Raw genomic sequence first — 22,836 nt, forward strand, 5'->3', positions numbered from 1 at the left:
AGGCGCTGAGCGACCGCGACCGATGTTTCTCCGGCCCGGAGTGTGCGGATGGAGTTTTCGCACCTCAGGAGCGGCCGCGAGCCCTGCAGCGGATGCAACAGGTGTGGTGCAGCAGCTACTCGCCTTCGCCGTCTGCAGTACGTCGGGCGATCTTGGGGTGGGATCGAATACTCAGAAATCTGCCGTAACGAACGATAAGCGCTGGTCGGCAGGCGGCCGATCCCAGTGAGGGAGCGCCGGCCCCAAGCCGGAGCGGTGGCGCTCGACCGGCCTGTTCGCGGTCCGGAATCGCGACGATGCCGACCAGATCATTCCGTTACGGGAAGGCACTCGGCGAGCAGGGCGACGACGTCGTGCCAGGCTCGCTGCGCGTGTCGTGGGTGGTAGCCGACGCCGGGGACCACGGGGTGGTCGACCGGTGGGTGGTGGAAGGCGTGCAAGGCGCCGCCGTAGACCACGAGGCGCCAGTCGACGCCTGCGGCCTGCATCTCGGCGCTGAACGCGTCCCGTTGCGCGGGCGGCATGATCGGGTCGTCCGATCCGACCCCGGCCCACACCGGGCAGCGGATGCGCGCCGCCTCGCCCGGTCGGCCCGTGGTAGTTGCGTTGACTGTCCCGATCGCCTTCAGGTTGACGCCGTCGCGTCCGAGTTCCAGCGCGATGGCGCCCCCGGTGCCGTAGCCGATGGCGGCGATCCGGTCGGGGTCGGTCCGCGGTTCGGCGTGCAGCACGTCGAGTGCCGCGTGGCCGATGCCCCGCATCCGTCCGGGATCAGCGAGCAGGGGCAGGCAACGGGCCAGCATCTCCTCGGGGTCACCCAGGTAGCGCCCGCCGTGAAGGTCGAAGGCCAGCGCTATATATCCCAGTTCGGCAAGAGCATCGGCCCGCCGGCGCTCGACGTCACTGAGCCCCATGCCCTCGGGTCCGACCAGCACCGCGGGTCGGCGATCGACACCGGCCGGGACGGCGAGGTGCCCGATCATCGTCAGTCCGTCGGCCTGGTACTCGACCGTGTGCGTCGTCATCGTCATGAGACGGGACCGTAGTGATTGTCGAGCTCGGTTCGGCCGGTGTTCACCGCCGGCAGAACAGCGCGGGTATGTCTCTGAAATGGGGTGATGGCTCACAAGATCCGTCACAGGCCCCGTTCCCGACAACCCGGTTCCCGGCCGCTGAGAGACCGGGACCGGGGTGTTGCGGGTGCGTGCGCGTGCCCGGGCGGGTTGGGTAAGCGGTCGGCGAGGCGGTTGAGGTGAACCTGAGTTCCCGCTTGGCCGCGCGGGCAGCGGCCAGGGCGGCGTCCCGTTGTTGGAGCTTGAGCTCCAGGTCGATCAGCTGCTGTTCGAGGGGCGTGATCCGAGCGTTGAGCTGTTCGGTGTGGTCGGGTCCGCCGACACCGGGCTCGCTCCAGGCCTGGTCACCGAGTACTTCGCTCAGTCGTGCTTCGAGGCGACGGACCTGTGTAGTGAGGGCGGGCGTCGGCGGGCGCAAGGTCGGCCATGAGCGAGGCCCGGTTGACGGCCGGGCCGTGACCGGCGGCGACAGTGCGGGGTCGGCGGCCTGGGCGTGGATCTGAGTGAGGAGGTCGCGGTGGCGGGAGAGGAAGGTGCGGTCGGTACCCGCGCGGCGCGCGATCGCGGTGACGCTGATGTCGGTGCCGTTCTTCGTGGCGTCGGCGAGGGCGGACAGGACGCGTCTCCCGATCAGGAGGGTTGCACTGCGGCGGCGAAGCGTTCGACGATCGCCTTACAGAAGGCGGGGAGGTCCTGCGGGCTGCGGCTGGAGATCAGCTGGCGGTCGATGACGACCTCCTCGTCGACGACCTCGGCGCCGGCGTTGCGCAGGTCGGTACGAATGCTGGGCCAAGAGGTGAGGCGGCGACCGCGCAGCACGTCAGCCTCCGCCAGTATCCAAGGTCCGTGGCAGATGGTGGCAACGGGCTTCCCGGTCTCCACGAACTGCCTCACGAAGGCGACGGCGTCGGGGTCGGTGCGTAGCTGGTCGGGGTTCATGGTGCCGCCGGGAAGCAGGAGCGCGTCGTAGTCACCCACGCGGGCGTCTGCGACCTTCTTGTCCACGGTGAAGGTTCCGGCCGGGTCGATGTCCATCTGGCGGGCGTTGATCTCGCCGGTATGGAGGGAGAGGAGCTCGGCCTGCGCTCCAGCGCCCAGCAGTGCGCCGAGAGGCTCTTCGAGCTCGACGCGCTCGACGCCGTCCGTGGCCAAGATGGCGACCTTCGTGCCGTGCAGTTCGTTGGTCATGATGCGTGGTTCCTTCCGGTTGTCGGCGGGGAGCCGGTTCGGGTCCGCGCTGTCGCCGCTCAGCTGCCGTCGAGGTGGCGGAGGACCTTGGTCCAACCGTCCGCGCAGTGGCCGAAGTGCCGGTCAGCCGGGGCTCGGTCCAGCGACAGCTCTTGGCAGACGAGGCGGGGCAGCTTGGCCTTGGTCTGCCCGATCAGTCCGCACGGCTGCCGCTTGAAGGAGGTGTGCTGACGGATGGCCAGCAGGCCGCCCAAAGTTGCCAAGTCCGGCGCCGCGTCGCCGTTGGCGATGTCGTGGCGGGATATCGGAATCCGGCGTTTGCCGGCGGTCGTGGCGCCTCTTTCCCTCGCGTTTTTCACCGTATCCGTTGCCGGTGGGCGGTGATGGCGAGGAGAGCGGCGGCAAGCACCGGCAGGAATGATGTACCGGTACCAGGCGTCGCGGATGCGGACCTGGTAGCGATCCAGCCCGGTTTGTTCTTGGTGGACGAGAAAGATTCCAACGAGCGGCCGCGCTGCGGCTGCGCTGACCACGGCCTGGCGCGGGCCAGTCTTCAGAAGGCCGTCGCCGCAGCCTCGGCCACGGTCTGGTCCTGCTCACCGCTGCCGCCGCTGACGCCCACGGCGCCGACGATCCGGCCGCCGTGCCGCAGCGGGACACCGCCCGCGAAGATCATGACGCGTCCGTTGTTGGATGTGTTGATCCCGAAGAACTGCTCACCGGGGCCCGCGTTGGCGGCCAGGTCGGCGGTGCTGATGTCGAAGGCCCGGGACGTGAAGGCCTTGCTGATGGAGATGTCGACGCTCCCGATCCAGGCCTCGTCCATCCGGATGTGTGCGACGAGATTGCCGCCGACGTCGACGACAGCGATGTTGCTCGGCGAGCCGATCTCGTCGGCCTTGGCCTCCCCCGCGGCGACGACTCGCCGGGCGTCCTCCAGGGACACGGACTCCGTCTTGATGGTCATGGCAAGGTCCCATTTCTGCCGTGGGTACGCGGTTGTGTACCCACAGCGTGGTCCACTTCGACCCCGCGCGCCTCCACCTGCCAGACCGAACCTCGCGTGCTCCGCTGCGCACGGCGGGCCCACCCGAGGACCGACCCAAGCACCCGTGGCTGCGAAACGGGCAGGGGGCGACCACCACGGTCGACCGGGTGCCCCGTGCTCGGTTCACCGACCTGGCCGGACGGCCCGACCGCCGCGCCCGGAGGCGGCCTGGTGGTGGGCCTTCCCGCTGCGGCCTGTCGGCGGCCAGATCGGCTACCTGGTGGCGTCCGCCGTCGAGCCGTCGGTGCACCAGCAGTACCTCCTCAGAACGCCCGCTGACCGATCGTTGCAGAATGTCGTCCTGCGGAGTCGCCGGCGGCCCGTGGAACAGTTTCTTCAGCCACGGGCTCAGGGGGATGACACCGTATGGAACGGGTTGGGGCTGCGCGAGACCTCGTGCTCGGTTACGTCCACGCTCTGAACGCGATCGACGAGGCCATGAGGGGGGCGATCCCCTCGCTTGAGCGCCTGGCAGATGTACTTGGCCTGGCCCGTTCGCGCCGGATCAGCCGGAGTGGGCACCTGGGTACCTACTCCTACACGGTTCACGGAGCGGGATGCCGATTCGTCGGTGGCAACGGCACTGAGGTCGATGTGGACTTCGCAGCCGACGGGAGCGAAGTCTTCGATCTCTGGCGACTGCGCCAGTATGGGCTGAGCCTGCCGGAGCCCCTTGACGTCACGGAGGAGGACCTGCGGTCCGCCGTGCGGTCCCTGCAGCTGCTGGCCGAAGTGCGGCCGGGGTGGTTCAGCGTAGTCAGCTGATCGCTTCAGGATGTCCGCAGCCGGCGGAGTCATATGAGGCTGCGAGCAGCTATGGGTATGGCGGTTCACGGCATGCCAAGTTCACTGCCTGCCAAGTTCGCGGCAGGCAGTTCGTCGTGCGGCGCTGTGTCTGATCGGCCGGCGATCTGGATGTCGGGGCGGAACGGCGATGACCTTGACGTCAGGTCAACGCTTCATGCTGCCAGCAGGAGCTTCCTCGCCGCGGGGAGCGGCTCCGCGAAGGAGGCAGGTGCTCGTGCCGGCCCGATCGATCGCCGGTCTGGTGATTTGGGCGCCGGCCGGGACAGGTTCGACGCGACCGGCGTGGACAAGGCGGTTTGGTCTTCAGGGGAGTTTGTGGGCAAGGACGTCGAGTTGCTCGACGGAAGGAGGCTGGGCGAACAGTTCACCGGCTCGTTCCATCAGGGCACTGCCCAGGCGGCCGGCGAGGTGGGCCTGGCGTGCGTCGTCGTGGGGGAAGGCGTCGAAGATGGCGAAGGTGGACGGGCTCAGGCGTACGGCGAACCAGGCGACGGTGCCGGGCTCCTCTTGCACGATGGCAAGGCCCTCGCGGAGAAAGGTGGCTACCTCTTCCTCCTTGCCTGGCTGGGCCTCGACCTGTACGTGTAGCGCGACGTTGATGGCGTTAGCCATGAGGGACTCCTTTCAGGTGCCCGGTCGCCCCTAGTGGCGGCCGGGCACTGCCGTGACCGGTTGGCGTCGAACGGGTCTCCTGCACGACCGCACCGATGCCTCATATTGCCCACTTTGTCACTCTTTACGTCTTTAGGGGCCTTGCGTGGAGCTTTCTTTGGACCGCGTCCTACGTGGCGCGGCGGACGAGCCGTTTGTCACAGCACAGCGCGGCGGCGAGTCCGAGGAATGCCAGGTACTTGTCGGGGTTGGGCTCGCAGCGAGGTCTGAGACGGTGGTAGCCGGACGTGCCGGCTCGCTGCGCTGGATGTGACGAAGCGTCAGTGGCGGCCGTGGTTCGTGTCGGGTGAACTGTGGTCGCTCAGCGAATCGTTGCTCTGCCTCGGGCATTCGCGGTCTGCCCCGTGCCAGCTGCGGGCCCGGTTCGTCACAGAGGAACGTCGGCGGCTCCGCGGGCCGGCGCCGACCTGACCGGTGACCCACCCGGCGTCGGCGTCGAGCCGGACAGCGTGCAGAGCCTCGCCCGGCGCAGACGGTCGGATGGGGCGAGCACCGGGTCGACCGCCGCGGGAACGTCGGCGGTGTCCGGCGCGGGCGAGGTCCCGGGCGACACCGCGCGGTTCGTGTAGCCGGCACGTGCGGAGCACGCGTGTGGGGGCGGCACGCGTGCTCCGCACGTGCCGGACCGGTCGGCCCGCACCGGGCAGGGGCCTTCTGCGCTGTCCTCTCGCGTGGCAAGGAGGGGCTGGCGGTGCTGGAAGCCGTGGGGGTGAGCGCGTTCGACGAGAACGTGTACCGGGCGGTGTGGACATCCGGGGCGTGTACTGCCTGGAGTCGATCGATCCGCCCGGCCGGATGGAGACGCTTGTGCGGCTCGCTGCGCTCGGCGAGAAGTCGCGGCTGCTGCGTCATCTCCCGTTCAAGGCGCGGATCGTGGACCGCAGGGTGGCGATGGTGCCGCTGACCGGTGGCAGCAAGGAATCCATCGTGCTCGTGCATCCGTCGGGCCTGCTGGATGGGCTGATGGAGCTGTTCGAGGCGTACTGGGAACGCGCCGAACCCCTGCTGGCCCCTCAGGTGGCCCAGGTGCAGGAGGGCCCAGCGAGGAGGAGTTGGTGCTCGTGCGTCTGCTGCACGCCGGCTTCAAGGACCAGGCGATCGCCCGGCAGTTGGGGGTCAGCGTCCGTACGGCGACGCGGCGGGTGGCGGCTTTGATGCGCACACTGGATGCCGGCACGCGGTTCCAGGCGGGGGTCCGGGCGCGGGAGCGCGGCTGGATCTGAGCCCGCCGGGGGGTGAGCGGCCTTCACCCTCTCGTGCGTCCGGTCCTTGATAGCGTCGCCCCAGCGACTGCGGAGCACTCCCCGCCGGGGTCGCCGCTCTGCCGGGAGGCCGTCGCCCCCGCGCGGGCGGGTGCGGGTGGCAGGGGATCTTCAGGCAGGGACGAAGAGAGCCGACGCATGAGCCTCGCACAGTTGCACTACACCTCGGCGGACGGGGACAAAACCGGCGAGGACGGCGGCACGGCCGCCCGGTTCGCGGCCGTGGACCCCTCCATACCCGGGTCCGTGCTGACCGAGGCCGGATCGCTCCTCGCGTACGAGCCGCCGCGCGGTATCCCGGACCACCTCACCGACGCCGATCTGCGCGGCCTGCCCCAGGCGCTCAGCTTCAGCGTGCTGTCCGACGGCAGCCGGCTGCTGGCCCGGACCGTCGCCGTCCGCTGCGCCCGCTCGTCCGCCGTGGGCTTCCACGCGCACGCCGTCCACCTGCCCGCCGGCACCCAACTCCCCGGCGGCATGCTGCCGCTCACCGCCTGCCGCTCCGGCCGCTGGGCCGCCGTCGTCCCCGCCCGCCCGCTGCCCGACCCGCTGGCCGCGCCGCCCGCCGCGATCGGGCACGAGGCCCGCGAGCGCGAGGCCCTCAACGACTTCGCCGTTTCGCGCGGCCCCTGGCTCGCCGGTGTGCTGGCCGACCTGCGCCGGCTCCACGGGCCCGGGGCCCCGGAGCGGGTCGTGCTCGTCGAACGCCACAGTGCCGATGTCGCACGCTGGCTCGCCCTCGCCGGTTACGCCCTGCCGGATGGGCTCGCCGAGGGCCTGACCTTCACCACGTACACCCGCCGCCCGCGCGAGGCCGCGCAGCGGGTGGTGGGTGTGCTCCCCGAGGACGCCGCCGAGCTGGCGGACTCCGGGCTGTGCGTGCATGTGTGCGGCGGCCGGCGCCCGGAGGGGCCGGTGGGCGACGTCTGGGCGCAGACGGCGGCCCGCGTCTGGCGCGGCCGGGCGCCGGAGCTGTTCGGGGAGGCGGCTGCGCTGCCCGGCGAGCCGTTCGCGGCGGGCCCGCTGGCGGTGACCGCGCTGTGCGCGGGCATCGCGCTGGGCACCCAGGAGCGCGCGGCGGCGGCCGACTGGGCGGCGCAGCGGCCGTACGCGCTGGACGGGAAGCGCACCCAGCAGCTGGTCGAGGCGCTCACCGCGCCCGGCGTGGACGACCGCTCCGGGCCCGAGTTCGACGCCGCCGGACGGCTGTTCGCCGCGCTGGATGGCCGCTCCCCCGCGACCGCCACGGCCCCGCTCGCCGCGATGCTGGTGACCGAGGCGGTGCGCGGCGGCAACGGCTCGCTGGAGCTGCCCGGCCGTACCGCGTTCAGCGGCCCCGAGGGCGCGGCCGTCGCCGAGGTCCTGGGGCCGGAGATCCGGACGGAACTGGGCGGCACCGGGCTCGGCCTGGACGTGTCCCGTACGGTGCAACTGCTGCGGGTGGCCCGGCTGCTCGAGGTCGACTGCGCCGCGCTGCTGCCCGGGGTCGTGGACCGGCTGGCGCCCGCGCTGCTGCCGGGCGGGGCCGCGGCGCAGGGCGCGCCGGGCTGGGCGGCGGCGCTGCTGGAGCTGATGGACGAGCAGTTCGACGTGCGGACCGCCCTGCTCGGCGCGCTCGACCGGATCGCGCCGCACGACCCGGCGGCGGTGGAGGGGCTGCTGGCCCGGGTGCCGCTGCCGTTCACCGGCAGCCAGGCGCTGGCGCATCTGCGGATGTGCGCGGGGGCGCCGGAGGCCCGGTCCGGCTGCGGCGACGACCGGGTGGCGGCCCTCCAGCGGATTGTGCGGGCCGGCGGGGTCTCCCCGTTCGGGGAGCCGCTGGTGCTGCGGACGGCCGTGGGCCTGGTGTGGGGCGCGGAGGCGCCCACGCCCGCCGAGGCCCGGCTGCTGCTGGAGGCGGCGACCTCCGACGCGCACCGGGCGGCCGGGACCTGGCCGCGGCTGGTGGCCGCCGCGCTGGAGGCCGGGGCGGCGGACGCGGAGGCGCCGGAGCTGGCCCACGAACTGCTGCGCGGCTTTCCGCGGGAGACCGGAGGGCGGGTGCGCTCGGCCCTCCAACTCCTGGCGTTCGCCCGCGAGGTGCGCTCGGGTGCGGCGGAGCCGGCGTGGGCGGAGCGCGTACGGGAGTTGCGCGCGCAGGCGGAGCCGGTGGAGGCGGGTGTGCTGGGCCAGGCCTGCGACGCGGTGGCCGGGCGACTGCTGGCGCCGGAGCGGCCCGACGAGGAGCTGTACGCGCTGGTGCACAGCGGGGACGAGGAGCTGATCGGCGCCTACGCGCGGGCGGCGCGCGACGACGGCGTCCGAGCCCGGCTGGCCGCCGTCCCCGGCTACGCGGCCGACTGCTTCACGCTCTGGACGGCCCATCCGCACGCGGGCCGGGTGTGGGGCGAGGCCGCCGCCGGACTTTTGGAGGAGGTGCTGCGGCCGGTGGTGCGCGGGCTGACGGCCGACCGGGTGACGGCGGTCGAGGAGGCGGTCGGGCGGTCGGGCAGCAGCGGCCGGGCCGAGGCCTTCCGCGCCTGGCACCGCCAGGAGCGCGGCACGCTGGGCCGGCTGAGCCGGCGGCTCGCGGGCCGGGTGCGGCGCGGCTGAGTACGGGGACCGGCGCGGCGCGGCAGGCCGAGCTTGCCTGCGGCGGCGCGGATGCGATCGCTGGTCAGCCCGCTCAACCTGCCCCTTTCGTCCGTGCGTTGGTGGTGAAGGGGCCGGTGCCGGTCAACTCGTCATCGACCGGCAACGGACGACGACCGACCTCGACACCGGCGACGGCGGCCCCGCTCAGCACATTCTCCAGCGGCCCCTCCCAGAGCCGCGCGGCTTGATGCTGGGCCCGTGCCGCTGACCGCAGGGCGCCCTCAGGGTCCTCGCCTCGCGGGCCGGAACGCTGATCGGCGCGCCGATCCTGGGCGGGTTCGTCGGGCGGCACAGCGGCTGGCGGTGCGGCAGGCCATCGAGGTTTACGGACTTCCGGGGGCGCCCGGAGGGGTCGCGGGGCCGGGCAGCGTCATCCCGTCGGGCCATCCGGTCTCGCCCGCACGGTAGACGTCCAGTGCCGCGGCCCTCTCGTGGTAGGGGATGCGGGAGAGCCGGGAGACCATCGTCCACATCTTGCGCTCGGCGTCGATGGTGTCGGGGAGCAGAAGTCCGAGCGCTTGGGCGAGGGGCTTGCGCCCGATGTTGACCATGGCGCGGACCGCGGCGGCCCACTCGTCGGTGCTGGAGACCGCCGAGCGGTACCAGGCGGGGACGAGCAGGGCCAAGACCGTGATGGTGCTGAGCAGCAACGGCCGGTCGGCCCGTTCGGAGGAGGTCAGCGCGATGGCTGCCAGGGCGATGACCGCGAGGTGGCCGTAGAGCAGGGTGATGAAGAAGTCCACGCTGGTGCGGGCGAGTTCGACTTGGCGGCGTACCTGGTCGGGAAGGCAGCCGGTGAGTTCGTTCCACAGCACCTGGGTGTCCAGGCGATAGCGGTCCCAGCCATATTCCTCGAAACGGCGGATCGCGTTGCCCAGCCGGGTGGGGGCCATCTCGTCGTCCGCGATGGGGTAGCGCGCCAGCTGCTCGCGGAGGAGGGCGCGTTGGGCGGCGGTACGGCGCCGGTCGCGCGGGACCCGGCGGGCGAGGTAGGGCTGCGCGCACAGCCGGGCCAGTTGGTCTGCGGCTTCGGCGGAGAGGGCGCCTTGCTCGCTGCGCCGGCGCTCAAGGCGCAGCACGGTCAGGCGGTCGGTGAGGCGGGCTTTGGTGCGGCGGCTGCGTTTGCAGCCGGCGGCGTACAGGGGGGCGGGCCACAGCAGGTAGCCCTCCAGGAGCCGGTACAGGAGGTTCTGGCAGGCATAGGCGACCAGCCCCAGCAGCAGGGCTCCGGTGGTCAGCAGCACGCCAGTACCCACGCGGGTCTGTGGCTGCAGCTGGTCCAGGACGCCAACGCCCCGCAGGCTGGGGGCGACGGCGACGAGCAGGACGGCGAGATTGAGCGCGGTGGGCAGGATCCAGCCCACCATCAGGGTCCAGGCCCCGCCCAGCGCGCCCTTGGCGATATCGCCCATGCGCTACTCGGGCCACTCGTCGTCGTCGGAGCCGGTACTGGGGCCCGGAGAGGTATGGCCCGAGGGATCAGGCGCGGGTCGGGGGGTGCCGCTGGAGGCCGGGCTGGCCGGTTGGATGTAGGGGGTGGAGGCTCCGGGACCGTCCAAGACCACGCGGATCACGTGATCGAGCGCCATGGCCGAAGCCAGCGCTCCGGTGGCGGCAGACTCCGCCAGGATGATGCGCAGCCGGGCCCAGCGGGCCACGTCGGCATGGCCTGTCCTCTCGAGCTCCCGCACGGCCTCTGCCAGCTCCTCATCGAGCCGCGCGGTGTGCTCGCCGGCCGCGAGACGCGCGAGATCGGCCCGCAGCTCGTGGGCCGCGCGGAGCAGCTGTTCGATCTCGGTCTGACTTGAGGCTCCCGACCGGTACGAGGTGACGGACGTCGAGTGGTCGCCGATCGCCCATCCGCCGGTGTGCGAGCCGATGTTGACCGTCTCGCCGGACTGCGTCGTCTCGTCACCGGACTCCGGATCGCCTTTGGCCGCCATCGTCGCTCCCGCCTGCCGGCTTCATCCCGCACCACCCCACGCGCCTTACGGATCTAAGCGCATGCGTTCCCATGCCAGCAACGGCATCGGGCACTCTGTGACACCGCAGATGGTGCGGGCCTGCGTCTGGGCTTCCCGCGCTGTCGGCTTCCCGCCTGGCCGCCTTGAGCACGCCGGCGCCAGCCCACCGGAGCGGAGCGGTGGTACTCGCCAGGCGGCCCCCACTCCGGATGATGAGCCTGGCCGCCCCCGCATGCGCGTGACGACGTCCCCGGGTGGGCTGGTCACGGACCCTTGCGCCACCAGTTCGCGACCGTCGTGACCAGGGTTCGCAGCGCGGTCGCCAACCCTGCGCCAGGAGTGGCGGCCGTGGAGGCGACCACCTTGGAGAAGTACTCGTCGCCGGGCACCTTGCCCGCCATCCAGGCGCGCCCTGCCTCGATGATCTCTGTTTCGCGTTCAGGCATGCCGTCCCCCCGGAACAATGTGCCAGCCATTCAGCACGCTAGGCCGCTCCGTTTGATGTCGGGCCAGTTCGTGCATCTCACTCCTCCTTACCCGGAGTTGGGGTAGCCTTACCGTTCTGTCCGCGGCCCGGCTGGCGGGGCACAACCCTTCCGTTGTCGCTTTCCCCCATGGCATGCGCGGTGCCCAGCAGATGTGTGATGGCGCGAATGTAGGACTCGCGCACATGCTTTTTCGTCAGCCGACTGGGATCCGGCGCGTCGATCAACAAGACTCCCTGTGCTTCGTTTCCGGCATACACGGGTGCGGCAATAGCCGATCTGTAGGAGTCGCCGAGGCTGACGTTCAGGTTTCCGTCGGCGTTCAACGTGTCTTTGGTGTAGACGATCTCTTTTCCGTTCATGGCGTTGACGAGCCGTTCTTCGTCTCTGCGGTCCAGCTGACTGGGCTTGGTGTCACGGTTGTAGTGGGAGACCAGCCGCAGCTGCTTCTTGTTGCGCAGGGCGAAGAACCCGGCCCGCGCCTTGCTTCCGGCGTGCTGGGCAGCGCAGTCGGTCAGCCGGTTGTGGATGGTGGCGAGGGTGGCCTCCCGGTTTTCGGGCTCGGTCGCCAGCGTGCCCATTTGGTTGGCGACCGCGGAAATGACCGCCTCATTCTTGATCACGGCGTTGCGGCGATCACGCGTCTGGGTCAGGCGGGTCGTCCAGGGCGCCATGATCGCGAAGAGCACGCCGAGAGCGATGAACAGCCACCTCATCGCCCCGTGCGAGGAGGCGAGTTGACTTCCGCAGAAGAACGTCAGACCCGGCGAGACGACCGGCAGGAGAACGAAAGCGATCGCCCTCAGCGTGGCCCATATCTTCTTCACCATGAAACCCCCGCGGGGCATGCCGCCCCGTCACCGCAAACAATGCCCTGTCATTCATCGGAAGATGAAGCCAGCAGTATGTCGGAGAAAATGCCTGCGGCAAGGTCGCAGGTCGTCAGAACGAGTGAAGCTACATGGATGCAAAGGCGTGAAAGAGGGGGCGTGGAATTGTTGACGCACGCCTTGCGCACCGCGGCCGCGCCCCTGCACCATGCACGCCGCAGGAAACCCGCACGCGCGGCTACCGGGAGTGGGACATCACCGTGGGCCGTCGACGGCCACCTGAAACCGGCGGACGAGGAAGGCGCACCTACCGGGACCCGTGCAGAAGACTGCTCTGGCTTGCAGCAGGCCAAGCCGCCACGGCCCGCTCACGCCCGCGCCGTGCGGCATGCACTCCTCTCCCCCGCCATGGGCCGGGAAGCTGGGTGGACGGCCCTCAAGGCCGGTGCCGCCGAGTCCGCGGGTGAGAGGTTCCGCATGGCGCTGGTTGCATGCGCTGTCCAGGGAAGGCCCCTCGGGTCAGGTCCGCACAGTCCCGTCCGGCGGCCGGGCGGCGATCAGGAACGCGGCCCGACGGCGTGCCGTGACACCCCGTGCGCGACGGCCGTCGCCGCGGCGGCCCACGCGATGCCGACGACGGCGTCGCGGGGCCGCGCCGGCCGCAGCACCCCGGCCCGCTTGAGGCGTCCGCGCGCCCACAGGGTGAAGGGCACGACCAGCGTCGGTGAGGTCGCGACGCCGGGGGTGTAGCCCCGTACGGCGAGGGCTTGGCCGAGGTGGATGAGCCCGTGCAGCCCGAACGCGTTCAGCATCGCCTGGTACACCGCGCTGCGCCCGCCGCTTACCTGCCCCGCGATCGCGCCGGCGGCGACGATGCCCGCCATGACGCCGACGGCGGCCCGGAACTCGCGCTCGTCGATGCCCTCCATCACCCGCCAGAGCCGCTCGGGCAGTTCGGGCCACCGCTCACGCAACTGCGGTACGCGCTGCTTGATCCAGCGCGGGGCGGTGAGCACCTCTTCGGTGTCGTGCAGCGCCCAGGCGGCGAACAGGCCGAGCGTGACGGCGGCGGTCACCTTTTCATCGGTCGCTGAATTCCCCATGCCCGTAGGCTACTTGAGGGACTCGACGCCCGCCTGAAGACGCAGGCCCGCCAGGCTCAGGTCCAGGGCGGCGAGGAACTGGTCCCGGTCGTCGTGCCCGGCAAACTCGTCGGCGATCTCGTGCACGAACGGGAAGTCCTCGGCGTCGAGCGCGCGCCACGCCTCGGCGAAGCGGCCGAGGTGCCCGTCGCGGTCCGCCTCGCCGTCGAGCAGCTCCTGCGGGATCTCCATGCCCAGGTCGGCTGCCGTGCCGACGACGACGCCCGCGATCGCCGACACGGCGTGGAAGCGCTGGCGCGGGGTGAGGTCGAGCCGCAGCGTCTGCTGACCGAGCTTCTCGTACAGCCGCAGCGAGTTGCCCTGGATATCGGTGTTGCGCATGAAGTACGCGGCCAGCCACGGCCGGTCCACGATGGCGTCGAACAGCGCCACGGCCATCGCGCGCAGGTCGGCGATCGGGTCGTCGCTGGCGGGCTGCGCCTCGACGACGGCCAGGACTCCCCCGATCGCGTGGTCGGTGGCGCGGTCGAGCAGCTCGTCCTTGTTCGAGACGTACCAGTAGATGGTGCCGACGCCGGTGCCGAGCCGGGCGGCCAGGGCGCGGAAGGTCAGCGCCGGCCCGCCGGCCTCGTCGAGCAGGGCCACGGCCGCGGCGAGGACGGCCTCCATGGAGTGCGAAGCGCGCTTGCGCCCTCGCGAGGGTCCATCGGCGGGGCGGGTGCGCGGGGGCGTCATGACTCATATCCAATCACAGCTTGCGTCACATCGAACGGCGTTCTACTGTAGAACCACGTTCCATTATCGAACGCTGTTCGTTCATCGAATCGTGTTCCATGCAGATCGTCGTTTCCGGGCCCGCGCTCAGCGACGTTCAGAGAGGAGGTCGGCCATGACCACGACCACCCAACCCGCCGTGCCCCGATCCGGCACCTATACGTCGCTGCGCGCGGCGTGGATCCCCCTGGCCGCGCTCTGCCTGGCCTTCTTCGTCGAGATGGTCGACAACACGCTGCTGTCCATCGCGCTGCCCACGATCGGCCGCGATCTCGGCAGCGGCACCACCGGTCTGCAATGGGTCACCGGCGCCTACTCACTGACGTTCGGCGGCCTGCTCCTGACGGCCGGCTCCATGGCCGACCGCCTCGGACGCCGACGGGTGCTGCTCGTCGGCCTCGGCGCGTTCGGCCTGCTCAGCCTGTGCGTGGTCGCCGTCGACTCCGCCGGGCAGCTCATCGCCCTGCGGGCCGGTCTCGGCATCGCCGCCGCGGCCATGGCGCCCATCACCAATTCGCTCGTCTTCCGGCTCTTCGACGACCAGGCGCTGCGCATGCGCGCGATGACCCTGATGATCGTCGTCGGCATGTCCGGATTCATCCTCGGCCCGCTGCTCGGCGGCACCGCGCTCGCCCACGTGAGCTGGCAGTGGCTGCTGCTGATCAACGCGCCGATCGCGCTGATCGCGGGCATCGGCGTACGGTTCGGCGTCGCGGCCGACCGGCCCGAGGACCTCACCAAGGACAAGCTCGACCTGCCCGGCGCGGCCCTGAGCGTCCTCACCATCGGCCTGGCCTGCTACTCGCTGACCAGCGGCGTCGAGCACGGCTGGCTCTCCGCGGCGACCCTCGCCTCGATCCTCGGCGCGGTGGTCTCGGCCGCCGCCTTCATCTGGCACGAGCGCACCAGCAAGGCGCCCATGCTGGACCTCAAGATCTTCACCAGCGGCACGGTCCGCGGCGCGGCCATCGCCCAGATCGGCACGTCCATCGCGATGGCCGGCGTAATGTTCGGGCTCATCCTCCACTTCCAGTACGCCTACGGGTGGAGCCCGGTGAGGGCCGGCCTGGCGAACCTGCCGCTCATCGTGACCATGATCGCCGCGACCCCGCTGTCAGAATGGCTCGCCCAGCGGTTCGGCCACCGCGTCGCCTGCCTGGTCGGCGCGGCCTGCCTGGCCGGCGCGCTGGCCGGACTCGCCTGGGGCGTCGACCACGGGTATGCCGCCATCGCCGTCTGCATGGTCGTGATGACCATCGGACTGCGCACCGTCATGACGATCTGCGCCATCGCCCTGGTCGAGGCGATGCCGGAAAACCGCACCTCGATCGGTACGGCACTCAACGACACCGCCCAGGAGGTCGGCACCAGCGTCGGCACCGCCCTGGTCGGCACCATGATCGCCGGTCTGGTCACCACCCAGCTGCCCGCGGGCGTGTGGAGCAGCAGCCTCGTGCAGTCCTTCTTCCACGGCGAGCGGATCACCTATGCCGTCCTGGCGGTGGTCGTCGGCCTGGTCGCGGCGGGCGGCGCCGTCACCCTGACGAACTCGCGTTCCGTCGAGGAGCATGGCTGAGGAAGGCCGCCGAGCCCCCGGCGTATGGGTTCGCAACGTTAAGGAGGGCCGGAGTCACCGGCAGGCGAGGGTGACCATGGCCTGGCAGTGGCGGGCTCGTTGTGAGCGGTTGGTCAGTTGATCGGATGTGTCTGTCCGGTGAGTAATCACCGAGGCGATGCGGAACCGGATCGAGCCGCTGATGCCGGCCGGTCCGGTTCGTAAACGGCGGTGGGCCGGTCACCGCCGAACCCTGGGGGCCACGGCCATCGCGTGGAAGTACCGCGCCTGCCCGCCCTGCCGGGACCTGCCGGATGAGCTCGGCTCGTTCCAGACCGCCATAAACGGCTGACCAGGTGGGCCGCGGACGGCACTGGGCAACGGATCCTTGCCGCAGTACTGCCCCGCCGCGGACGGCAGCGACGATGGGGGCGCCCACCCTCATCCCGGCGCCTGCCGAGCAAGGCCTCGGCGGGCAGGACTGGATTCGATCCGATCCCACCTGGTCAGGGCCCGGCTGCATCAGCGAGGGCGCAGCGCAGTCAGGTCCTGCGTGCAGGGCGCGTGAGCCGGGCCCGCACCTGCAGGGGCGGGCCCCCGCTTGTGCAGGGGCAGGCTTCCTTTCCCGATCTTGGGTGACCCGTCGGGCGGTTGTTCCCCCACCCGGGCAGCGCATCACTCTCGTGCGACGGTCGTTAGGCGGGCGTGACACAGCAAGAAGACCTTGAAGAAACGATCCTTCTCTCCTCCGCGCCGCCGTCCGCGCCTTGTGCACTCCACGTGCCGGCCTGACCGAGAGGACGGCAACGATTGACATGGACAGGTTCACCGACGATGACTACATGCACGCCCAGGCCTACGCTCCCTGGGCGCCAGAGGAACCAACGAGCCGCTACGACAGCGTTCCTCTTCCGGCCCCGCCGGCCTGGGACCATCCGCCGGCGCCCACCGCGGTGGCACCGGGCTGGGACCCGGACGAAGAGCTGGCGGCTCTGACGTCGCCCTCCCCAGCAGCAGCGAGGCCCCCGGCCCTCACCCCGCAGCCCACTCCCGGCGCCCCGGGCGGGCCGCTGAGCCGAAGCGACCGCCGACGCCTGCAGAAAAAGCCGCACTTCCTGGCCGGGCGGCGCATCCCCCAGGCCGCGATCCTGATCTGCGCGATCTGCGGGTGTGCGGCGTTGCTGCTCGCCTGGTCCGTCGCCTACACCTACGGGCGGCTTCGCGCGGTCGCAGAGATCATGCTGCCCCACGCCGTGGCGCAATGGTGGCCGCTGGCGGTATACGGACCTTGGTTCGTGGCGGCCCTGTCCATCTTGCGGGCCGCAGTGCAACACCGCGACGCACGCCGCTCCTGGGCCGTCCTCCTCACCGCCTCCGCCACGGCCGCAGCCCTGTGCGTGGGCTACTCCACCCGCTCCCTCATGGCCTACGTGCTGTTCGGCATCCCGCCCCTGACCGCCCTGGTGTGTTTCTGGGAACTGATCGGCCAAGTCTCTTCCAAACGCTGGAGCCGCCACGCCGCCCATGCCCAGCGGCGCCCCGGACCCTGAGGACCTTTCTGGCGACCGGTCAGATGCGCGGCACGGCAGGCGGCTGCCCTACGCCACCGGCAGCACCCTGCCCCGGGCCGGCCACTTGCACCCCGCACCCGGCCGCTTGCACAAGCCGGACCCCCATACCGCACCATGATCTTATGGATCACTCCGTACCCCTCAGTTAAACCGGAGGCACCCACCGGTGAAGCAGCCCACCCTCCCCCTGACACAGCACAGCACCACCGTGCCCCCGGGCCGGGCCCCCGCCTCTCCCCCGGCCGGCGCACACCACCCCACCGCGGCGGCGCCACCCCGCGGCCGGGAGGAAACGATTCCGCACCTTGGGGCCGCAGGCGTGCCCGCGGCGGCGTGCGACGCCTTGCTGGGGGAGACAACTCCCCATCCCGGGGCCGCACGCACCCCCGCCCAGGCTTTCGACGCGCTGTACGCGCGGGCGGGCGGCCCGCTGGTGTCCCAGATGACGCTGTTGACCGGCAGTCCCCTCGAAGTCGGCCGAGGTGAGCGTGATGCCGGTCAGGACGCGTACCGCGAGGATGAGGCAGCCGTCGGGCTCTTCGGTGTCGGCTTCGCCGGTGGGTACACACGCGTCGGAGGCGTCGAAGCCGGCCGCGGTGAGGGAGCCGAGGACCGGGTGGGCGGTGTCCACGCTGCCGGAGAGGCCGTCGAAGTAGCCGCCCGTCAGGTCGAGTTGGCCGAGGATGGCACCGTCGTGAGCGATGGCGGCCGTCTTCGTGTCGGGGTCGCGGTAGGCGCTGACGGCGGTCTGGCCGCCGGCGGCGAGGGTGCGCAGGACCTCGTCACCGAAGCCGATCCAGGTTTCGAATTCCATGATGAGGGTCCAGCCTCCGGGCAGTTCGCGGCCGAGCAGGAAGGCGCCTTCGCCTTGGCTCTCCTGCAGAAAGCGGGCGGCTTGATCCACGCCCTCGGGGCAGGGAACGGGGCCAGTGACGCCCATCAGGCGGAGCGTTTCGGCGAGTGGGTGGGCGGCGAGGGTTACGCACCAGCCGTCGCCGAACATCTCGTCCAAGTCCACGGCATGGGGCCTTTCGTCGGGTCCGCGGACGTGGTCCGTTGGCGGGAGTGCAAGAGGCCTGCGCACAGTACCGCCAGAGAATGCACGACCGGGTACGACCCCGGGCACGGCCCCTCAGCCGCGAGAGGGCCATCTCTCAGCAGATTCAAGGGACTGTGTCGCTCGTGATGAAAGGGTCGACTGCCTGCCGCGGCCCCGGTATTCGTCGAGGTACTTCAACGGGGTGGTGACCGGTCGGGTTCCGTCAGGGCGATGCGGACGTCCACCACGCCTTCGACGGCCCGGGTCAGGCGCGCGGCGACCGGGACGAGGGTCCGGTCGCGGATCTCTCCGCCGAGGGTGACCACGCCGCTCTCCACGGCGACGGTGACGGTCCGGCCGGGGAAGAGGAAGGCGGTCACGGTGTGCGTCACCTCGTCGGCGAGGTCCTCGTCGGTGCGCAGGAACACCTTGAGGAGGTCGCTGCGGCTCACCACGCCCTGGAGCAGGTCATGGGCATCGGTCACCGGGAGTCGCTTGATGTGCCGTTGCGCCATGATGCGAGCGGCCTGCGGGAGTGTGGTGTCCGGGTGGACGGTGACGGCGGGAGTGCTCATCACCTCGCCCGCGGTCACCCCGCCGGCCTTGGCCAGGTCGGAGAGGCGTCGCAACTGGTCGGTGCGGGTGGGGTCGCTGTCGCGGAACTCCTCTTTGGGCAGCAGGTCCGCCTCGGAGACCACGCCGATCACCCGGCCCTCGCCCGCGAGAACGGGCAGCGCGCTGATTTTCCACTGCTCCATCAGCGCGACGATCTCCTTGAAAGGGGCCTCACGGCCGACGGCGATGACGGTGTGCGTCATCACGTCGCTCACGGTGCGCGGGGTGTGGAGCACGGTGTCCTCCTCTGGGGTCAGGTGCGCTCGACGGTCAGGTCGAGGAAATGGGTGGACCAGGAGATGCAGGGGTCGTGGTTGCGGATCGTCCGCTCGCACAGCCGTTTCAGTTCCGCGTCGTCCAGGCCCTGTTCGGTGATGGCGGTCTGGGCGGTGCGCCGCAGGTCCTCCTCGATCGCGCCTTGGTTCTGCGCGGTGGGCGGCACCATGCGGGCGTCGGCGACCGTGCCCTCGGCGTCCAGGAGGTAGCGGTGGTAGAGGAGTCCGCGCGGGGCCTCGGTCGCTCCGTGGCCGGTGCCCGCGACGGGCGGAACGTCGGTGTACGGACGCCGCGGCGGCTCGCAGGTGTCGATGATCCGCAGCGTTTCGTCGATCGCGTACACGACCTCCACGGCCCTGACGAGGATCGAGCGGTATGGATTGCGGCAGACCACTCCCTCGTACGGGTCTCCGAGCCCGGCCGCGCGGGCGGCCTCGACGGCGGTGCGCGACAGCCACCGGCCGCTGATCGCGAAACGGGCGAGGGACCCGGTGAGGTGGCGGCGCCCGTCGAGTGTGGAGTGCAGGGCGGTGGAGTGCGAAAGGTGCTCCTCGTGTACCCGGTCAAGGAAGGTGTGCAGCGGGAAGGTGCCCAGCGTCCCGTCGGGGCGCAGCACCGCCGGGGTGCCGGTTTCGATGGCGTACGTTCCCGGCTGGGCCAGGGCGAACAGGTCGGCGTCGGCCTCGGCGTCCGGGAAGTCGATCCGGCCACCCAGTGAACGGTCTGCCAGGCATCTTCCAGCGCCCGTTTCAGTTGCTCGGCCAACGGCCGCAGCGCACTGCGGGGCGGGGTGCGGTGGAAACCGCCGACGCGGACGTTGACGGGGTGGACGGCGCGGCCGCCGAGGAGTTCGAGGATCGCGTTGCCCGCTTGGTTCAAACGCAGTCCCCGTTCGACCTGCGTGCGGGCAGTGCGGGCCAGTTCGATGGCGCCGTCGCAGCCGAGGAAGTCGGGTGCGTGCAGGAGGTGGATGTGCAGCGTCTGGCTCTCGATCCATTCGCCGCAGCACAGCCGCCGCAGTTCGCGCAGGGCCGGATCGATGGCCACGCCGCAGGCGTCCTCGATGGCCGCGCAAGCGCTCATCTGATGGGCGACCGGGCAGATTCCGCACACCCGGGCGGTGATGTCGGGCGCCTCGGTGTAGGCCCTCCCCCGCAGGAAGGCCTCGAAGAACCGCGGCGGCTCATAGATCCGCAGCCGTGCTTCGGTGACCGTGCCGTCGTGCACACGCAGGTGCAGGGCGCCCTCGGCCTCCACGCGGGAGAGCGAGCCGACGTGCAGGGCACGGCTGCCGCGGTGCGTCATCGGCGTAACTCCTCTTGATGAAGGGGCAGCGGAAGCGGCGGCCTCCGGGATCGAGGAGCTCGGTCGGGCGGGCGGCGCAGTTCGCGGCGTCGGGCGGGATCACGGCGAAGCGGAAACCCACCCCTTGGACCGCGCCGAGCACCTCGAAGTGGACCGCGTCGCGCTCCGTCATGGCCTCGCCTCACCCGCGTGCCGCGGCGTCCCGGTGCTGGACGATCTCGTTCTCGATGTCTTCGGCCAGCGGTGCCACCACCGGCTCGACGGCCGCCGAGAAGCCGGTTCCCAGCGCGTCGTCGGCGCCCTCGACCGCGTAGACGACCAGCCGGCCCGGCAACCGGCCCAGGACTCGGGCGAGCTCGACGGCCTCCCCGAGCCCGAGCCCGTGCGAACTGGTCGTCCGGGGCCGGTCCAGGGCCTCCGCGTCGAGTGCCAGCCGGTGCACCAGCCCTGGACGTGCGGGATGCGCGTGGGCGGCGTCCACGACCACCGCGAGGTCCGCGCCCTCCCACAACCCGATCAGCCGCGCGGGATCGCCGTCGCAGGTGGCCAGAAGCACCCCCGGCGGCAGGGGGCGCACGGCGGCTCGTTCCCGGAGCCGCGCGATCACGGCCCATCCCACGCCGTCGTCCCGCCGGAACTCGTTTCCGACGCCGATCACAGCGATGCGCGTCCGCGTGGACATCGCGCCTCCTTCCGCCGGACCTCGCTTTCACTGTGCGCGGTGGCCATCGCCCTCGGTAGGGGCCGGATGTCCCCCCTCCTGGGCCCGTTCGCCCCTCCCCCACGGAACGCCTCGGTGGAACCGTGCGCAGTAGGGCCTCCGCGAGGAGGCACGGCGGAGGGCGGTGACACCGTGGACAAGCCTCTGGTGGTCGGAGTGGACGGCTCGGATCCGAGCCTGCGCGCACTGGACTGGGCGGTGGACGAGGCCGCGGCACGCGGTGTGCCGCTGCGTGTCGTTCACGCGTCGAGGTGGGAGTGGTACGAGGGTCACGAGCCGTCGTTCGGCATCAACCGGACGTCCGTGCAGGTTCTCTCGGATCACATCGCCGCCACAGCGGTCGAGCGCGCACTGCGCCGCGCGGCCTCCCTGAAGGTGACGAGTGACGTGCTGTCCGAGGATCCGGCCGCCGCTCTGGTACGGCTCAGTTCCGAGGCGGGTGCGATCGTGGTGGGCAATCGAGGGCGCGGCGAGATCGCCGAGTTGCTGCTCGGCTCGGTCGGCCTGTCCGTCGCCGCGCACGCCACGTCACCGGTGATCGTCGTACGCGGCGGCGAGAGGAACCTCAGCCGCGGGTTCGGAAGTGTTGCCGTCGGGCTCGACGAACCCCGGGAAGCCGACGCCGCGATGGAGTTCGCTCTGCGCGAGGCGGAAACCCACAAGGCCGCGGTATCGGTCATCCATGCCTGGCGCTGCCCGGCCCGCGAGGCCCCTGACTTCCCCGCCAGGACGTCCGACGAGCACCAGCGCCGCGGCGAGGAACAGGTCGAAGAGGCCCTGCGGGGTACGGCGGCCTCCCATCCCGGCATCGGGATTCGCCGCCAGATCGTCGAGGGCCACGCACGCGACGCGCTCCTCGACGCGGCCCGCACGGCCGATCTCCTGGTGGTCGGCGCACGTCGCCGGAAGGGACACCTCGGCCTGCAGCTCGGTCCGGTCAATCACGCCGTCCTGCACCACGCGGCCTGCCCGGTGGCGGTGGTCCCGCACGGCTGAGCCGACTTGTGGGCCCCGCCCGCCGGCGTACCCAACAAGCCACGAAGGTGCACACCATGTCCTTGCGAACACCCGTGACCGCAGGCATCGACGGCTCGCCCGAAAGCCTGACTGCGGCCGATGAGGCAGCGCGTGAAGCCCTGCTCCGTGACCTCCCCTTGCACCTCGTCCATGTATTTGACCAGCCGTCGCAGCGAACCCGTCTACCGGAGATCGAAGTCCCGTTCCATCGGGAGAGCGGCGCCCTCGACCGAGCCGTCCTGAAGATCTCCGACACCTATCCCGCGCTCGGCATCATTGACGAGCAGGTCACCGGGCCACCGGTGGAGGCGCTGCTGGCCGCGGCCGAAACCTCGGCCTTGCTCGCGGTCGGCTCACGCGGCTTCGGGTCGGTGACAGGTGCCCTGATCGGCTCGGTGGCCCTGGCCGTCGCCGCCCGGGCCACATGCCCGGTCCTCCTGGTCCGTGCGGGCGAGGAAGCCCCGAAGGCGCGTCAGGGCCCCGCGGCCGGGCCCTACGCCCCGGTGCTGATGGGCCTTGACCTGAACCACCCCTGTGACGAACTCCTGGAGTTCGCCTTCCTCGCGGCGACCCTCCGGGACGCACCACTGCACGTGATGCACACCTGGACGCATCCGCTCGGCCCCAGCACCGACGCCACCGCGCCCGCCGTGACGAAGTCACACCTGCTCACGTCCGCTCTCGCCCCCTGGCAGCACAAGTTCCCGGGCACGCGGGTCATCGAGCGGCTCGTCCACGGTGCGGCGGGCCACCATCTGGTGAACGCTGCCTCCACCGCAAGCCTTCTCGTACTCGGCCGCCCCATCTCCGCCGGACCGCGCCTCGGAGCGACCGCGCACAAAGCGATCCACCGTGCCACCTGCGCGGTCGCGATCGTCCCGCACGCCTGACGGGGCA

21 protein-coding genes and 2 pseudogenes are annotated in these 22,836 nt (G+C 71.2%); 7 read left to right on the top strand and 16 right to left on the bottom strand.

Annotation, left to right across the window (positions count from 1 at the left end):
* Positions 1 to 308 precede the first annotated feature (308 nt).
* The 4 genes from QBL25_RS00260 to QBL25_RS00275 all read right to left on the bottom strand — a co-directional run bounded on the left by QBL25_RS00260 (position 309) and on the right by QBL25_RS00275 (position 3,228).
* Positions 309 to 1,031: a dienelactone hydrolase family protein gene (locus QBL25_RS00260; protein ID WP_409054901.1), complete on the bottom strand. Its 723-nt coding sequence runs from the start codon at positions 1,029 to 1,031 to the stop codon at positions 309 to 311.
* A gap of 672 nt (positions 1,032 to 1,703) precedes the next feature.
* Positions 1,704 to 2,261 (bottom strand): type 1 glutamine amidotransferase domain-containing protein, encoded by a 558-nt coding sequence (locus QBL25_RS00265; RefSeq protein ID WP_409054902.1) that lies wholly within the window; start codon positions 2,259 to 2,261, stop codon positions 1,704 to 1,706.
* 59 nt (positions 2,262 to 2,320) lie between these two features.
* Positions 2,321 to 2,794 carry a hypothetical protein gene (locus QBL25_RS00270; protein ID WP_409054903.1) on the bottom strand — a complete coding sequence of 158 codons (474 nt, stop codon included), beginning with the start codon at positions 2,792 to 2,794 and terminating at the stop codon, positions 2,321 to 2,323.
* Between the two features lie 20 nt (positions 2,795 to 2,814).
* Complete coding sequence (locus QBL25_RS00275; RefSeq protein ID WP_409054904.1) at positions 2,815 to 3,228, bottom strand: GlcG/HbpS family heme-binding protein; 414 nt, start codon at positions 3,226 to 3,228, stop codon at positions 2,815 to 2,817.
* A 447-nt stretch (positions 3,229 to 3,675) separates the two neighbouring features.
* Here QBL25_RS00275 and QBL25_RS00280 point away from each other — a divergent pair, with 447 nt between their 5' ends.
* The gene (locus tag QBL25_RS00280; RefSeq protein WP_409054905.1) at positions 3,676 to 4,074 is read left to right on the top strand and encodes a DUF6896 domain-containing protein; all 399 of its coding nucleotides are present in this window, start codon (positions 3,676 to 3,678) and stop codon (positions 4,072 to 4,074) included.
* Between the two features lie 345 nt (positions 4,075 to 4,419).
* Here the strand turns inward: QBL25_RS00280 and QBL25_RS00285 are convergent, their stop codons facing one another.
* Entirely contained in the window at positions 4,420 to 4,728 is a 309-nt protein-coding gene (locus tag QBL25_RS00285; protein ID WP_409054906.1) for a putative quinol monooxygenase, read from the bottom strand.
* Between the two features lie 169 nt (positions 4,729 to 4,897).
* Positions 4,898 to 5,014: pseudogene (locus QBL25_RS00290) on the bottom strand (IS5/IS1182 family transposase); the annotation flags it as partial.
* Between the two features lie 829 nt (positions 5,015 to 5,843).
* On the opposite strand from QBL25_RS00290, the gene QBL25_RS00295 reads away from it, so the two are divergent.
* Complete coding sequence (locus QBL25_RS00295) at positions 5,844 to 6,011, top strand: helix-turn-helix domain-containing protein (protein WP_409054907.1); 168 nt, start codon at positions 5,844 to 5,846, stop codon at positions 6,009 to 6,011.
* 177 nt (positions 6,012 to 6,188) lie between these two features.
* The gene (locus QBL25_RS00300) at positions 6,189 to 8,642 is read left to right on the top strand and encodes a GTPase-associated protein 1-related protein (RefSeq protein ID WP_409054908.1); all 2,454 of its coding nucleotides are present in this window, start codon (positions 6,189 to 6,191) and stop codon (positions 8,640 to 8,642) included.
* A 365-nt stretch (positions 8,643 to 9,007) separates the two neighbouring features.
* On the opposite strand, the gene QBL25_RS00305 is transcribed toward QBL25_RS00300, so the two are convergent.
* The 6 genes from QBL25_RS00305 to QBL25_RS00330 form a co-directional block, all read right to left on the bottom strand.
* Entirely contained in the window at positions 9,008 to 10,096 is a 1,089-nt protein-coding gene (locus QBL25_RS00305) for a hypothetical protein (RefSeq protein WP_409054909.1), read from the bottom strand.
* A 3-nt stretch (positions 10,097 to 10,099) separates the two neighbouring features.
* Positions 10,100 to 10,627: a hypothetical protein gene (locus tag QBL25_RS00310; protein WP_409054910.1), complete on the bottom strand. Its 528-nt coding sequence runs from the start codon at positions 10,625 to 10,627 to the stop codon at positions 10,100 to 10,102.
* 284 nt (positions 10,628 to 10,911) lie between these two features.
* Positions 10,912 to 11,094 carry a hypothetical protein gene (locus tag QBL25_RS00315; protein ID WP_409054911.1) on the bottom strand — a complete coding sequence of 61 codons (183 nt, stop codon included), beginning with the start codon at positions 11,092 to 11,094 and terminating at the stop codon, positions 10,912 to 10,914.
* Positions 11,095 to 11,171: 77 nt separating this feature from the next.
* A complete protein-coding gene (locus QBL25_RS00320; RefSeq protein ID WP_409054912.1) occupies positions 11,172 to 11,963 on the bottom strand; it encodes a GAF domain-containing protein in 792 nt (263 codons plus the stop codon).
* A gap of 557 nt (positions 11,964 to 12,520) precedes the next feature.
* A complete protein-coding gene (locus QBL25_RS00325) occupies positions 12,521 to 13,066 on the bottom strand; it encodes an HXXEE domain-containing protein (protein ID WP_409054913.1) in 546 nt (181 codons plus the stop codon).
* Positions 13,067 to 13,075: 9 nt separating this feature from the next.
* On the bottom strand, positions 13,076 to 13,735 hold the full coding sequence (locus QBL25_RS00330) for a TetR/AcrR family transcriptional regulator (protein WP_409062499.1): 660 nt from the start codon (positions 13,733 to 13,735) through the stop codon (positions 13,076 to 13,078).
* 220 nt (positions 13,736 to 13,955) lie between these two features.
* Between QBL25_RS00330 and QBL25_RS00335 the strand changes: the two genes are divergently transcribed.
* Both QBL25_RS00335 and QBL25_RS00340 read left to right on the top strand, forming a co-directional pair.
* Entirely contained in the window at positions 13,956 to 15,416 is a 1,461-nt protein-coding gene (locus QBL25_RS00335; protein WP_409054914.1) for an MFS transporter, read from the top strand.
* Between the two features lie 794 nt (positions 15,417 to 16,210).
* Positions 16,211 to 16,945: a DUF2637 domain-containing protein gene (locus QBL25_RS00340; protein ID WP_409054915.1), complete on the top strand. Its 735-nt coding sequence runs from the start codon at positions 16,211 to 16,213 to the stop codon at positions 16,943 to 16,945.
* A gap of 166 nt (positions 16,946 to 17,111) precedes the next feature.
* On the opposite strand, the gene QBL25_RS00345 is transcribed toward QBL25_RS00340, so the two are convergent.
* The 4 genes and pseudogenes from QBL25_RS00345 to QBL25_RS00360 form a co-directional block, all read right to left on the bottom strand.
* Positions 17,112 to 17,984, bottom strand: coding sequence for a DUF6461 domain-containing protein (locus QBL25_RS00345; RefSeq protein ID WP_409054916.1), 873 nt, complete (start codon positions 17,982 to 17,984; stop codon positions 17,112 to 17,114).
* A 215-nt stretch (positions 17,985 to 18,199) separates the two neighbouring features.
* Positions 18,200 to 18,856, bottom strand: coding sequence for a CBS domain-containing protein (locus QBL25_RS00350; RefSeq protein ID WP_409054917.1), 657 nt, complete (start codon positions 18,854 to 18,856; stop codon positions 18,200 to 18,202).
* A gap of 17 nt (positions 18,857 to 18,873) precedes the next feature.
* Positions 18,874 to 20,201: pseudogene (locus QBL25_RS00355) on the bottom strand (Ni/Fe hydrogenase subunit alpha).
* Positions 20,202 to 20,382: 181 nt separating this feature from the next.
* Entirely contained in the window at positions 20,383 to 20,883 is a 501-nt protein-coding gene (locus tag QBL25_RS00360) for a hydrogenase maturation protease (RefSeq protein WP_409054918.1), read from the bottom strand.
* A gap of 171 nt (positions 20,884 to 21,054) precedes the next feature.
* Here QBL25_RS00360 and QBL25_RS00365 point away from each other — a divergent pair, with 171 nt between their 5' ends.
* Both QBL25_RS00365 and QBL25_RS00370 read left to right on the top strand, forming a co-directional pair.
* Positions 21,055 to 21,918 carry a universal stress protein gene (locus tag QBL25_RS00365; RefSeq protein ID WP_409054919.1) on the top strand — a complete coding sequence of 288 codons (864 nt, stop codon included), beginning with the start codon at positions 21,055 to 21,057 and terminating at the stop codon, positions 21,916 to 21,918.
* Positions 21,919 to 21,974: 56 nt separating this feature from the next.
* The gene (locus QBL25_RS00370; RefSeq protein WP_409054920.1) at positions 21,975 to 22,829 is read left to right on the top strand and encodes a universal stress protein; all 855 of its coding nucleotides are present in this window, start codon (positions 21,975 to 21,977) and stop codon (positions 22,827 to 22,829) included.
* Positions 22,830 to 22,836 lie beyond the last annotated feature (7 nt).

It is taken from the genome of Streptomyces sp. SYP-A7185, from assembly GCF_046103685.1.
Classification (GTDB): Bacteria; Actinomycetota; Actinomycetes; order Streptomycetales; family Streptomycetaceae; genus Streptomyces.

Excerpts from the sequence above, each read along its gene's own strand:
- QBL25_RS00260 (WP_409054901.1), bottom strand. The coding sequence starts at position 1,031 with ATGACGATGACGACGCACACGGTCGAGTACCAGGCCGACGGACTGACG.
- QBL25_RS00265 (WP_409054902.1), bottom strand. The coding sequence starts at position 2,261 with ATGACCAACGAACTGCACGGCACGAAGGTCGCCATCTTGGCCACGGAC.
- QBL25_RS00275 (WP_409054904.1), bottom strand. The coding sequence starts at position 3,228 with ATGACCATCAAGACGGAGTCCGTGTCCCTGGAGGACGCCCGGCGAGTC.
- QBL25_RS00280 (WP_409054905.1), top strand. The coding sequence starts at position 3,676 with ATGGAACGGGTTGGGGCTGCGCGAGACCTCGTGCTCGGTTACGTCCAC.
- QBL25_RS00285 (WP_409054906.1), bottom strand. The coding sequence starts at position 4,728 with ATGGCTAACGCCATCAACGTCGCGCTACACGTACAGGTCGAGGCCCAG.
- QBL25_RS00300 (WP_409054908.1), top strand. The coding sequence starts at position 6,189 with ATGAGCCTCGCACAGTTGCACTACACCTCGGCGGACGGGGACAAAACC.
- QBL25_RS00305 (WP_409054909.1), bottom strand. The coding sequence starts at position 10,096 with ATGGGCGATATCGCCAAGGGCGCGCTGGGCGGGGCCTGGACCCTGATG.
- QBL25_RS00310 (WP_409054910.1), bottom strand. The coding sequence starts at position 10,627 with ATGGCGGCCAAAGGCGATCCGGAGTCCGGTGACGAGACGACGCAGTCC.
- QBL25_RS00315 (WP_409054911.1), bottom strand. The coding sequence starts at position 11,094 with ATGCCTGAACGCGAAACAGAGATCATCGAGGCAGGGCGCGCCTGGATG.
- QBL25_RS00320 (WP_409054912.1), bottom strand. The coding sequence starts at position 11,963 with ATGGTGAAGAAGATATGGGCCACGCTGAGGGCGATCGCTTTCGTTCTC.
- QBL25_RS00325 (WP_409054913.1), bottom strand. The coding sequence starts at position 13,066 with ATGGGGAATTCAGCGACCGATGAAAAGGTGACCGCCGCCGTCACGCTC.
- QBL25_RS00330 (WP_409062499.1), bottom strand. The coding sequence starts at position 13,735 with ATGGAGGCCGTCCTCGCCGCGGCCGTGGCCCTGCTCGACGAGGCCGGC.
- QBL25_RS00335 (WP_409054914.1), top strand. The coding sequence starts at position 13,956 with ATGACCACGACCACCCAACCCGCCGTGCCCCGATCCGGCACCTATACG.
- QBL25_RS00340 (WP_409054915.1), top strand. The coding sequence starts at position 16,211 with ATGGACAGGTTCACCGACGATGACTACATGCACGCCCAGGCCTACGCT.
- QBL25_RS00360 (WP_409054918.1), bottom strand. The coding sequence starts at position 20,883 with ATGTCCACGCGGACGCGCATCGCTGTGATCGGCGTCGGAAACGAGTTC.
- QBL25_RS00370 (WP_409054920.1), top strand. The coding sequence starts at position 21,975 with ATGTCCTTGCGAACACCCGTGACCGCAGGCATCGACGGCTCGCCCGAA.